Raw genomic sequence first — 12,799 nt, forward strand, 5'->3', positions numbered from 1 at the left:
GGCAGAAAAGCACCTATTTCAATCAAAATTTCTGCACGAGTTTAATATGAAATACTGCGAAATTTTCAAAAACTTACCCAAAGAAGGCTTAGAACCGAGACAATTCTTACGTTACTGCTTTGGGATAGCTGAACTCAGCCCCCCAGAACTGCTAGAGGAAGAAACCGACTCACAATACCGCAAAAAATGCATCACTTTACTATGTGCAGTCTTGGGTGTACAAAGGCCAACAGTTCGTAAGTGGGGAAGCGATCTCAACTTTGATGGGATACCCAATTACTCCAAAGTTTCACTTGCTTACATTCAGGCTGCTGAAATCGTACCAAACCAGCTAAAGAGCATCTTGAGAGGAGAATACAACGCACCAGAAGTAGATGCTCAAACCTTTCTAGAAAAAATACTCCTCGAAGGGTTAACCGAACAGCAAATACTGCAAACTGTTTCTCACGCCAATTTTCGCGCAACTTGTGTCAAAACCCTCACGCAAGTATTACATATTGGCACTAAGTCAGTCCAAGATTGGGGTCAGGATATGTCATTTCACAAAATGCCCAAAATTCACAAGCACACCTTGGGCTATGCCTTGGCTGCTATCTCCAAATCATCATCAAAAGCTTGGGACAAACAAGCAGCCTGAATTATTTGCGCTGACTGAAGTAGGTAAGTGGTCTTTTAAGACCAACGAAATTAATACGAAGTGAATTTTATCATGCCAGCAACTATCACATCAATCCCTTACTGCCAAAAGCATCAACTAGATCCGAATCCAACCGCGCATATCGAAACCAGCAGTCTGGAATATTTGCACACTGCTTTCCTACTTTACGAATACAAAACCACCTATAGCAAAAAAGAATACCGAACTCTGCTCGATACATACGGTTGGGATAAAGGAAGCTGTGAGGAAAAACGAGCGATCAGAATAGCCGAAAACTTCCAAGAATTTTCAACTTGTCCTCAACACCTAGCACCAATTCCAGTAACAATACTTCTCAGGCTGTGTTCTCTTCAATACAAGTCAATTATCAGTCAGCTACAGGATTACCCAATTGGGGGATTAACCTGTGAACTCGTGCTGGAGTTAATCGAAGAGAGGAAAGCCCTCCTTAAAACCCAAAAACAGGAACAACAAAAGCAGATATCAATCTGGCGTAGAACTCCAAGGGGCGATCGCTATTGCCAATTCCCTCCTCAGTACGAGGAAGACCACCAAACAGGGGTACTCACACAGGAATTAATTGATGGGTATGGGTTACTTCCCCAGCAAATTCTTCGTGAAGCGATCGCAGACTATCACGCCAGAATCAAATCTCAAGAAAAAGAGCAGCCCCAGGAAGAGACTGCTGAATCTGAAGTGGTTGTGGTTGAGTCGGGAATGTTACCACAAGAGGAAATATCCCCAACAGAGAGAGAAAAAGCTATAGAAGTTAACTCCAGACTAAAACAAAACGAACAACCTAGCACCAGTAACGCTACAGAACAGCAGCCAGTTGGGGGAGAAGTATTAATGCTGGCAGAAAAACTCAAATCAGCCACCAGTTACTATCAAATTAGAAATGCTATATACAGGCATTTGGCTGTTAAAGAAGAAGCTTGGAAGCAGCTTTCCCCAGAAGAACAGTTAAGAATTGAAAGATTGTTGCCCCAAGAAGTATTAGCTCTCAAAACAGCCAGAAAATCAGGTTTAATCATTGACTACTATGAGTTAGAAAATGGCTGGTTTCAAGTATTTATTCCAGGTGAGGATAAGCCTGTAAGCGTTAGCAAATTAAATGTAATTAGTTGGCTACAAGAGCAAGAAAGTCTTAACTACGTAACGACATAAACTACCACAATCAGCTAACGCCTCAGTCTTAAAAATAATCCCAAAAAAGCATATATGGAATTGTCAGGAGAAATTCCCTCAATTCCTTGCTGCTACATGATTGAGCTATCTCGTCCGCTGGGAAATGAGAAACATCAAGCTCGTTATTACTTAGGTTCATGCGCGAACCTCAAGAAAAGATTTCAGCAGCATCTACAAGGGTCTGGAGCAGCATTTACTCGTGCTGCGATAGAACGCGGCATCGAATTCAAAATTGTCCACGTGTGGAAGACCTCAAGTAAACAAGAAGCCCGTCAGCTTGAAATTCAACTTAAGCGATATAAAAACCACGCACAATTATTAAGGAGAGTGCAAAATGTCAAAACGAATTCGACAACAAATAGGTAGATACAATTTCAAACGCAGATTACGTGGAAAAGTATTGCTATCAAAGGTTACAAGCTTTAGTTGCTATCAACAGAGCCATCAAGAAAAAACCTGTACAACGGCAAGAAAATTTATCCGTAATAACAGTATTCAACCACCATGTGTTATCACCGTACTCAAGATATCGGGTAGTGAAGAAAAATTTTTCTTGTCAAACAATGGACTGTTTAGTTATAAATATGCCATCGAAAATCACAAACTATTCTCACCGGAAATAGCCTCTGTCGCTAGTTAAAATCAGCTATAACTTGAATCTACTACAGCCTGCCATATCTGACAGGCTAAAAATAGACCTTTTGTACGAATCAAGAAAACAAAGAAAGTTCATACTTAAGAGTCCAGTAAACAAGTTGCAACGTGAGCCAAAATTCAGTTTTCTTATTTGCTCTGCATTCAATTCAGTTCCAACAAATTTCAACAAATTATTTTTTTGTGTAAAGATTATTATTTCTAAATTTACATTGAAAATAATTTACGCAGAGCAGATGTTAGAATCAACACTACCTTTCTTAAGCAGCAGAAACTACCAAAGAATATTCAGGAATGCATTGATTGTTAGTTGACCTTTTATACTTCTTTAAGCGCAAGCATGTGTAAATAAAAAATTTATGCGTAAGATTTATGCACTTCTTGTTGGAATTAACAATTATCATCCTGCTTCTTATCCTCCAGTACCCTCTCTACAAGGCTGTGTCGCTGATATCGAAGCTATCCGAGATTACTTAGATGAACGAATTAATAAGGATGAGTATGAACTAGTAAAACCTCAAGATATAAAATGCATACTACTGAATCAAGATGCAACTCGTCAAGCAATTATAGATGGCTTTCAGCATCATCTATGCAATGCAGGTTCTGATGATGTTGTGCTTTTCTACTATGCTGGTCACGGTTCTCAGGAGAAGGCACCGGAAGAGTTCTGGCATTTGGAACCAGATCGCTTGAACGAAACCTTAGTTTGCTACGACAGCCGCACAGCAGGTAGTTGGGATTTAGTTGATAAGGAATTATCTTATTTGATTGCTAAGCTTGCTGAGCGACAACCACACATTATTGTAATTTTAGATTGCTGTCACTCTAGTTCTGGTACACGAGAGGGAGTTTTGGTTACGGATGTGCGTACTGCACCGCCAGATGCACGAGTACGATCGCTGCACGATTTCATCTTTGCAGAAGATCGAGCATTTGCAGAATATTTACTCACTTCTAATGATGCTGGCCAGAAGTCCAACCGTCTGGTGTTGCCTCAAGGGAAACATGTCCTCCTCGCCGCCTGTCGCGATCATCAGGAAGCTAAGGAATATTTGACAGAGGATGGGTCACGCAGAGGTGTGTTTTCTTACTTCTTATTACAAACACTACAACAGACAAAGGGAAACATTTCTTATCGTGATTTAAACTGGAATATTAATGCGTTGGTCACAGGTAAAGTTCGGGATCAGTCACCTCAAGCAGAGGTAATCAACCCCGACGACCTTAAGCAAAGTTTTCTAGGTAAAGATGCAATTAAAGAACGTCCCTCTTATTTTGTCTTGACCCGCAACCAAGAAAATAACTGGGTGATTAATGGAGGTGTTTTACACGGTGTTCCCAAGATTGCTGAGCGGGAAGAAGCTCTACTGGCAATCTTTCCAACCAACGATGAAGAGCGCTTACGTCACTTGTCAGCTCCTTTAGCTATAACCAAGATTACAAAAGTACGGTCAAATCACAGTGTTGTCCAAATTATTAATAACGAAAAACCATTAGATGACCAATCAAGCTATTGGGCAGTGATTATTAGTTTGCCGCTCAAACGGTTGAATATTTACTTTGAGAGCGATACTCATAGTACAGTAGGAATAGACCGTGCCACGCAAGCTCTTCAGACTCGGAATTATAATCAACACCCTTCACTATATCTCAGTCAAACAACAGAGCCGGAAACTGCTGATTATCACCTTCTAGCTCGCTGTGGACAGTATTGGATCACCCATCCTGCGGATAATCGTCTTTTGATCCCTCCCGTTCCAAGCCAACCTCATCCGCAAGGTGATTACACACTCCAGTCCGCTTCCGAAGTGATTCGACATCTGGAAGCGATCGCACGTTGGCAGAACATTTTGGATCTTGCCAGCCCAGCAAATAGTAGCATTAAGTCTACCGATATCACCCTAGAAATTGAGATTTTGCGAGGAACTCAAGCAACTACTCCAGATTCAGATTCTACTGATAGCACATCCACAATTGCAGACGTGCGCCTTGAATATGTCTATGACAATGACAATACTGAGTGGCAATTTCCAGGCATTCAACTAACACTTACTAATCATAGTAATAAAACACTTTACTGTAATGTTTTGCTGCTATCAGAAAATTACAAGGTGGATCTGCCATTCTTTGAAGCACAGAGTAGTGTAAGAATTCCACCCAATGAACAGATTGTGAGTAAGCAGATTGGTTTGTTTATCCCACCTGATTATCTGGAGCAGGGTATTACCGAATACAAGGATATTCTCAAGTTGATTGTCAATACAACTGACTTTGATGCCAGTCTCTTGGAACAAGAGGGGTTAGCTCCCGCCACTAGAACACGCTCTGCCATAATTCCCAAGGGACTTTTAAATCGTTTAATGGATCGGGTTTATACTCGCGATGGCGTTCCGTTTTCTAATGAAAGCAATGACCATTGGACGACGCAGGCGATCGCAATCACAATTGTACGGCAAATGTAAAAGCTCATGTGGCTCAAGCTCAACGCATTCTGCTTTATATCCACGGTATTTTTGGTGACACGGAAAGTATGGTACCCAGTATTCAAACTGCCAAAGTGCAGGTTAATGGTCAGGAGCGATCGCTACGAGATATTTACGATTTGGTTCTTGCATTTGACTACGACAGCTTGAACACTGACATTCCAACCACAGCACGACGTTTAGGACAACAGCTAGAGCGAGTCGGACTGGAAGCCAATCATAGCAAAGAGTTACACGTTGTCGCTCAAGGGTTCACCTGTGCAACGCTTGGTTGAGAAATTGTTTGGTAAAGCTGTGGATAAAGTTGTCAATCTCACCTTTTTCGGAGAACTAAACGACATTGCAGTACTCTTGACTAGCATTAAAAGTGTTAATGCCGAGCGTTCGCCCAAACCTATCCTTTTGGAACCTGATGCAGCCTGCGATCACTTTACCTATTTTACCAATCCTCATGGATTGAAAAACCTAGCTCAAGCGCTATATGCTTCTCAAACAAACATTCATCCTAATTCAGGTTAACTTCGCCCGGCGAATAGAATGTTTCAAAACGTGCTCTTTGCAAAGTAACTGGTAGGTGAAAATCGTTCAAAAGGCTGAAAAGCTTATTAAGATTAAGCATCTCCACCAATTAAAACAAACGCTGCCCATGATTTTGGTTCAAAATTTTGTTTTATCATTGCAAGCATTGCTTGACGTAACGCTTGTGCTTTATCTAGATTCTGCTGTAGCTGTTGGTAAAATTCAGTCATAAGCGTTGCAGTTGGGGCATCCGGCACCGACCATAAAGAAACGATTAAAGTAGAAACCCCTGCTGCAAAGAACGATCGTGACAGACCAATCACTCCATCTCCGGTTAAACGTCCTCGCCCTGTGTTGCAAGCACTTAAAACAACTAGTTCTGCTTGAAGTTGTAGTTGTAAAATCTCTTCTGCCATAAGCCATCCTGGATCGTTTTCTGTAGGGGCGAGGGCGATCGCACTACCTAAACCACGTTTATTGTCAAGCAACGCATGAGTTGCTAGATGAATAATGCGAGCGTTAGACATTTGACGCAAAACTACAGCTTTGGTAGCTTCTGAACCTATCAAAACAAACGCATCTAGCTGGTTAGCAACTTTTCTTGCTTCTGCCTCTGCCCCTGGTAATGGTTGCAATGGTTGAACTGCTGAATAAGTTTCTAAACTAGGCATTAAAGGATTACCCACAACAAGAGAGTGACTTACATTCGATTGTTGGAGATTGACTCGCTGCTGTTGGGTCAGTTGCAATGTCTGGATAGACGGTGCAGTCAATAATGTATGCTTTTGAATAAAAAATTGATTGTGAGAATCACATAATGTTGCAAATGGTACAAAAAATAAAGAACCTTGAGGAATCAAAATAATGTGGCTATCAGGATTAATGGGAAGAAGATCTTCGATTGGAGCAATCAACAATTGGTGTAATTCTTGAAGAATATTTCTTTCTTCACCTGAAGTAACACTCAGTGGAACAGCATCTCGACCTCTGCTAGTCATCAAAGCCAAGCATTGATCAACCATTTCGGTTAGCGACTGATATTGCCCTGGATAGGATGATAATACATTGTTACGGCGGAAATGAATTTCACCAGTTCGTTGGATTACCCAAATCAGTAATTCTGATAATGCTAGTGCCTCTAATCCAGTCGCTTGATGTTGAACGCTATAGGTAATCGAATACTCAACAATAGTGGCTTGGCGCGATCGCGCCATCTGACGCATCCGATCAACAGATGGAGATTCCTCCGTGAATAGTTGAGTAGATGTTGCCGACAATCGTTGAGCCATCAACTCGACTAATGCACGAGCACGACCTTGTTCTGCAACTTCTAATGCTGCTTCTATCTTATCTTTTCTACTTTGGGTGATTAGAACCAGTTGAAGTAAACGATAAGACTTCTGCTGAATATCAAACAGCGACACCTTATAAGCATCATTATGTCCTAAACCTGTAAGTTGTGTTTTCCAGAGTTCAATGGCTGCGAAAAGATGGTTCTCAGCTTCTACTAAGTTGCCAGCCAAAAATTCAACATACCCCAGATTATTCAGACTTTGCCCTTGGCTCCATACATCTCCCAACGCTTGAGCGATGGATAAAGCTTGTTGCAATCCTGCGAGCGCCTCAGAAGAATTTCCAAGTGCCTGCTCTGCATTACTAAGGTTGTTGAGTGCCCGCACTTCTTGCTGACGATCGCCATAAGCTTTTGCTAGTAATAGATGTTGCTGGGAGTATTGTTTAGCTCGCTCGTATTCACCTACTGCATAATGAGCCGCTCCAAGATTCGCAATCACATCCATTACCCCTTGCAAATTTCTCAATTCCTCAGCAATTGCTAAACTCTGCTCGAAGCACTGAATGGCTTGTTCGTATTCTGCACAGGCATGATAGGCAATGCCCAAGTTACTTAATGTTTCACCTTCGTGTTGGCGATCGCCTAAAGTTCGCAAGATTTTTAAACAGGTTTGGTGTAACTCTACAGCTTTTTCAAATTCTCCCAGTGCAAGATAGAGATTTCCTAGGTTTGTTAAGGCTTGTTCTTCACATTCTGGATCTGCCATTTCTTTCGCTCGTTTTAAGCTCTGTTGATGGCATTCCAGCGCCTGGCCGTAATTTCCTTGCGCTTGATAAGCATTACCCAAATTTATCCATGCTTGAGTCTCTCCCCATTGGTCTTCCAGTTGCCGAGCGATTGTTAAATTCTGTTGAGAATATGCAATCGCGTTTGGGTAGTCCTGTAACTGGTAGTAAATAATACCTAATGTACCAAGCGTATTAGACTCCCATTCACGATCTCCTATTATTCGATACAGGTCTAAAGCTTGCTGCAAAGTTTGAAGTGCTTGAGAAAACTGATGGTTTTGATAAAATTCCAAGCCCTGATGAATAAGATCGTCAGCTTGCATTTTTGCTATATTGTCCATTTACATACCTGTTAAAAATTAACCTACCCTTTCTTAGGAGCTTAGCGTGAGTTCTGCTGAACATTGTCATCCACTTACCAACCTACGCGATGCCATGGCCTTTCAGCCTGAGCTTAACGAACTGCCAAGCACGGAACGTCTGGGTATGAGATTCAAAGGATTATTCATTGGTATCGATCGCCACGACTCATCCAAAATCTCGTGGTTAAGCTGTGCCAAACGTGATGCCACAGCACTCCATGCTTTATTCTGTGACACGTTGGGTGGTGAAGCTGAGCTTTTGATTGACCAGCAAGCCACTTACCAAGCCATTCTTGAATGTTTGGCCGATCTAGCAACTTGTAACGAAGAGGATCTTGTTGTTATCGCGTTCTCTGGCCATGGAACCAATTCTCATCAGCTTGTTGCGTATGACACGGATACTTACAACCTGGATAACACATCAATCTCTCTTGAATTTTTAGCTGAGCAAATTGCACAAATTCCAGCACGTCGGCTCATCTGCTTCTTAGATTGCTGCTTTTCTGGTGGTGTAGAAGCCAAAGTATTTCAGGTTGAAACTGTGGCACGCAATTTGGAATCTGTTGATGCTGCGCTATCTCAATTGTCCGGGGAAGGACGAATAATTTTGACGGCATCAGGTTCAGCGGAATCAGCCTATGAAAATATCCGACTTGGGCATGGCTTACTGACCCATTATTTATTGGAAGCCCTACAAGGAGCAGAAGAAGTACAACAATCTGGCAAACTCGCTGTTTACCCCATGCTTCAATACATTACGCAGCGAGTTATTGACGCATCCACTCAGCTTGGTAAGCCCCAGCATCCCACACTAAGGGGCAAAATTGACGGGAAGTTACTTTTACCCATTTTTAAACCTGGTTCATTGTATCGAACGGCATTTCCAGAACGATCGCATCCTGAAGTTACATCTGATATTCAAAGCCTTGCTGCCTATGGTTTTCCAGAAACTTTACTTCAAACTTGGGCAACAGTCATTCCCTCCTTCAATGCGCTCCAACTTGCAGCAATCAATGAATTTAAGGTACTAGAAGGAGAGCATCTGGTTGTGTCAGCACCCACTTCTTCAGGCAAGACGACCATTGGAGAACTGGCTGCGTTGAAAAGTGTGCTAGAGCGCAGGCGGGCGCTATTCCTATTGCCACTCAAAGCGTTAGTTAGTGACAAATTTAGAACTTTTAATGAATCTTACGGTTCGTTTGGCATTATCACAATGCAAGCTACAGGGGAAACAGACGATATTACACCCTTGCTACAAGGACGGTATGACATTTGCCTGCTCACCTATGAGAAATTTGCATCTGTTGTTTTGACAAATCCACATATTCTGAATCTGGTTGGTACAGTTGTAATTGATGAAGTGCAGATGATCGCGGATGAAACGCGGGGTATGAATCTAGAGTTTATCTTAACTTTGCTGCGAGTCAGACGACGGCAAGGGCTTGAGCCTCAAGTCATTGCGCTCTCAGCAGTTATTGGAAACACAAATGGGCTGGAACATTGGCTAGGTGCACGCTTACTACGGCGGGAAGAACGACCTGTTCCTTTGGATGAAGGAATTTTACTCGCAGATGGGCGTTTCCGGTTTATTGATGGAGATTCTGGTGAAGAAAAGATAACGGAGCCACTCTTTCAACCCCAGCCCATTAAGAATTCTAGCCAGGACTATGTGATTCCACTGGTTCAGAAATTGATTAGTGAAGGGAAACAGGTGCTTGTTTTCCGTGAGAAAAAGGGAGAGGCTCGTGGATGTGCACTTTATTTGGCTAGAGAACTAGGATTGCCATCAGATCAAATAGCTTTAGATTCTTTACCAACTGGCGACGACTCGAAAGCTTCAAACGATTTGAAGTTAGCATTGCAAGGTGGCGTTGCATTCCATACTAGCGAACTTACCGCAGAAGAACGACTCGTCGTTGAAGAGCGGTTTCGTGCCAAGAAGACAACCTTGCGAGTGATTGCGGCTACAACCACTCTGGCAATGGGAATTAACACACCAGCTGAAGCTGTTGTTATTGTTGGTCTAAACCATCCTCTGGCTAACAAAGGATCTAGTCCTTATTCAGTAGCAGAGTACAAAAACTTGGCTGGACGTGCCGGACGGCTTCAGTTGGCAGAAAGAGGAACCTCTTACCTCTTAGCTTTAAATCCACGCCAAGTACACAATTTTTGGACACAATACGTCAAAGGTCATCCAGAATCGCTGACTTCTCGCTTCTTAAGTACTGATACCGATCCACGAGCACTGCTTTTACGGATTCTTTCTACAACCCAAAAGTTACCCAAGCTAAAAGCAACCCAGCAGTTACATATGCAAGGAATGCAGGCGGAGGATTTAATTGAGTTTTTGGAATCCAGCTTTGGTGCATTCCAACAAATACAATTTGCCCACCAATGGAAATGGGATCGTAAGCAGCTTATAACAGCACTTCAGAGTTTGTCGCAGCATAGACTGATTGAGCCAGATGAAAACAATTTCTATTATCTAACCCCTTTGGGACGATTAGCTGGAGAGGCAGGCGTTGAGGTTGAGTCGGTCATTCGTCTAGTCGCCTGTTTCTCCCAACTCAATCCTGAATCTATTCTTGAACCAACGCTTTTGGCTGCAACACAGTTAACAGTTGAGTTGGATCGACTTTTGTTTCCGATCAATTGGAGAAGCACAAACAAAGAACCTACTGTTTGGAAACAAGAACTTTTAAGACAAGGTGTTCCTCATTTGTTACTGAATGCTCTGGAACGGGGTGTTACCACTCAGCATCAAAGCACTTTAAGAGCAAAGAAAGCAGTTGCTTGTCTTCTATTTGTAACCCATCGACCAACAGCTGAAATTGAGAGTATTCTTACACAGTTTGGAGGTGCGCCCGGTGGAGCAGCAGGAGCAATTCGTGACGTTGCTGAACGAACCTGCGATTTATTACCTACTGTAGCTCAAGTCGCAGGAATACTGCATCCTAACCTTGATTTAGAAGAACCTATTTCTCGTTTGCTCATACGGCTGAATGTTGGAGTTCCGCCAGCAGCTGTTGATTTGGCAAGGCAGGTAGCCACCCGTTTGACACGGGGTGAATATCTGCAATTACTTCATGCTGGACTTTGCAATATAGACGCGATCAAAGCAATGTCTGATTCAGATCTTCTCCCTCACCTCAACCATGATGTCGAAAAGCTAGCCATTGTGAGAAAGGCTGTGGAACAACACCGTCAGCAAGAACTTGAGCCAACTCTCCTTTCACCAATTCTTGAACCTTTTGAAAGTTAGCCGCTGAAATTAACCGCTTAGTGTCCTTTGCGATCGCTCTAGTCAAGCATTTAATAAATTAGGGCTAGAGAAGAAAGGAGATGCCAAGAGTTCAAAGATAACGAGCAAGCAATTCCTGAGCAACTTGCTGGTGTTTTTCTACCAATTCCTTTGGTGTAAGGAATTGAGCGCTACCCATAAAGCGATAAACCCAACGGCTAAATTCCGGCAGCGATCGCGGTGGAAGTTTGAGACTGTAATCAAGATAGCTTGGTTTTCCATCTGGAGTTTTGGCTCCAAAAGAAATTTTCTGGCTTTTATGGCGTTTTTCGCCTTCTTGAATAAACACCATAACATCAGGGAAGAAGCGCACGGTTATGTTAATAAAATCTAATTTTCCCTGTCGCTCTAAACTTTGTTCTTCTTGTTTACCTAAATATAATCCCCAGCCATTCTCCAGTAGTTCATGTGCGACTTGGAGGCTTTGCCATTGTTCTGTTAAATCCCGTCCTTTAGAGCCAAGCAACTTAAAGTGTTCGGTAAACCTATCCAACCTTGAGGTAGCTAAATGTCCATTCTGGCAATCTTCATGTAATAGATACCAAGCGACATCTGAGTAGATAAGTTGTAAAGGGTAGATATTTAAAAACTCAGTAATACCTTGTTGATAAGCATTGCGACTGCGATAAATTTCTATTGCCTGGCCCCGAATAATAGCGCTTTCTAGCTGTTCTAGTTTTTCAAAAAGGGTGCCACGATACTTACTGTCAGCCATCATTTCTTCTGGGTCGGTGTAAATAATAGCTCGATTGATTTGCGCTCGCACTGGATAAACAATTTCATCCGCTAAGTTCAGCCCCCGCAATCGTTGCATCAATATTTGGTAAATCTTATTAACTTGCGGATCTTGTTGATACTTTGCTTGCGAACTCAAGGCATTGAACGCAACCTGTAGTTCCATCAAACTCATTGCACCAGTTCCCAGGTAATAACCCCAACGATATATGCGGCTGTCTAGGATGTTGTAGCGACGCAATGTCCGCAGATCTTTTCGCAGCGTGTGTAGTGAGTAAGTCGGCAAATCAATACCGCAATCACGAGCAACTTCCTGCAAGCGCACTGACACCTCAGTAAGTGCATCATGACAATCTCCGGATTTTGGTTCAATTGAATTATTTAAATTACTGCTGCCCACTCCGGGATAACGCACAAAAGTCGCAATCAGTAGCATCAACCGTTCAAACGCCTGGAGGTCAGTGTATGGATGAGTAACAGGCTTCTTGGGCATTTTGACTTGTCAAGTAAAAGAAAATATTCAAACAGTACTTAGGTTAACCTCTCAAAGCCTTACTAATGTTGTTTTTTAGAGTAATTTTAACTAATCCAATAAATACTCGGATTTATTAGATTTCAGGAAATGCCTTTTGCTACTATGCAGTTTAGATACGGAAGTCAAAGAACTCAAGTTACATTGTACTCAAACGACAACAGCACTAGACCGAAGCTCTAAAATATTTTAAGTATAAATTTTAATTTAATTGTAAAAATAGTTACTTAAATTGTTTTCAGGGAATATTAAACATAAAGATACTTTTTTGTCAGGGCAGCA

At 42.2% G+C, this 12,799-nt stretch carries 10 protein-coding genes; 8 read left to right on the plus strand and 2 right to left on the minus strand.

From position 1 onward, the window contains the following. The first annotated feature begins 46 nt into the window (after positions 1–46). From FNW02_RS05610 to FNW02_RS38395, 7 genes are all read left to right on the plus strand, one after another. Complete coding sequence (locus FNW02_RS05610; RefSeq protein ID WP_191756577.1) at positions 47–637, plus strand: hypothetical protein; 591 nt, start codon at positions 47–49, stop codon at positions 635–637. 72 nt (positions 638–709) lie between these two features. Then, the gene (locus tag FNW02_RS05615; RefSeq protein ID WP_191756578.1) at positions 710–1,825 is read left to right on the plus strand and encodes a hypothetical protein; all 1,116 of its coding nucleotides are present in this window, start codon (positions 710–712) and stop codon (positions 1,823–1,825) included. A 54-nt stretch (positions 1,826–1,879) separates the two neighbouring features. Further along, complete coding sequence (locus FNW02_RS05620; RefSeq protein WP_225225449.1) at positions 1,880–2,212, plus strand: GIY-YIG nuclease family protein; 333 nt, start codon at positions 1,880–1,882, stop codon at positions 2,210–2,212. After that, entirely contained in the window at positions 2,181–2,486 is a 306-nt protein-coding gene (locus FNW02_RS05625) for a DUF3155 domain-containing protein (RefSeq protein ID WP_191756579.1), read from the plus strand. The genes FNW02_RS05620 and FNW02_RS05625 overlap by 32 nt, the downstream gene beginning before the upstream one ends. 373 nt (positions 2,487–2,859) lie before the next feature. Further along, complete coding sequence (locus FNW02_RS05630; protein WP_225225450.1) at positions 2,860–4,965, plus strand: caspase family protein; 2,106 nt, start codon at positions 2,860–2,862, stop codon at positions 4,963–4,965. Further along, positions 4,920–5,261, plus strand: a complete 342-nt coding sequence (locus tag FNW02_RS38390) for a hypothetical protein (RefSeq protein ID WP_225225451.1) — start codon at positions 4,920–4,922, stop codon at positions 5,259–5,261. Before FNW02_RS05630 ends, FNW02_RS38390 begins: the two co-directional genes overlap by 46 nt. After that, positions 5,245–5,505 carry a hypothetical protein gene (locus tag FNW02_RS38395; RefSeq protein WP_225225452.1) on the plus strand — a complete coding sequence of 87 codons (261 nt, stop codon included), beginning with the start codon at positions 5,245–5,247 and terminating at the stop codon, positions 5,503–5,505. Before FNW02_RS38390 ends, FNW02_RS38395 begins: the two co-directional genes overlap by 17 nt. Positions 5,506–5,597: 92 nt before the next feature. On the opposite strand, the gene FNW02_RS05635 is transcribed toward FNW02_RS38395, so the two are convergent. Beyond that, a complete protein-coding gene (locus FNW02_RS05635; RefSeq protein ID WP_191756580.1) occupies positions 5,598–7,928 on the minus strand; it encodes a CHAT domain-containing protein in 2,331 nt (776 codons plus the stop codon). A gap of 46 nt (positions 7,929–7,974) precedes the next feature. Here FNW02_RS05635 and FNW02_RS05640 point away from each other — a divergent pair, with 46 nt between their 5' ends. After that, a complete protein-coding gene (locus FNW02_RS05640) occupies positions 7,975–11,211 on the plus strand; it encodes a DEAD/DEAH box helicase (protein WP_348535367.1) in 3,237 nt (1,078 codons plus the stop codon). Between the two features lie 91 nt (positions 11,212–11,302). Here FNW02_RS05640 and FNW02_RS05645 read toward each other — a convergent pair whose 3' ends face one another. Beyond that, complete coding sequence (locus tag FNW02_RS05645) at positions 11,303–12,478, minus strand: helix-turn-helix transcriptional regulator (RefSeq protein WP_191756581.1); 1,176 nt, start codon at positions 12,476–12,478, stop codon at positions 11,303–11,305. Between the last annotated feature and the right edge of the window lie 321 nt (positions 12,479–12,799).

Source organism: Komarekiella delphini-convector SJRDD-AB1, from assembly GCF_014831675.1.
Lineage (GTDB): Bacteria > Cyanobacteriota > Cyanobacteriia > Cyanobacteriales > Nostocaceae > Komarekiella.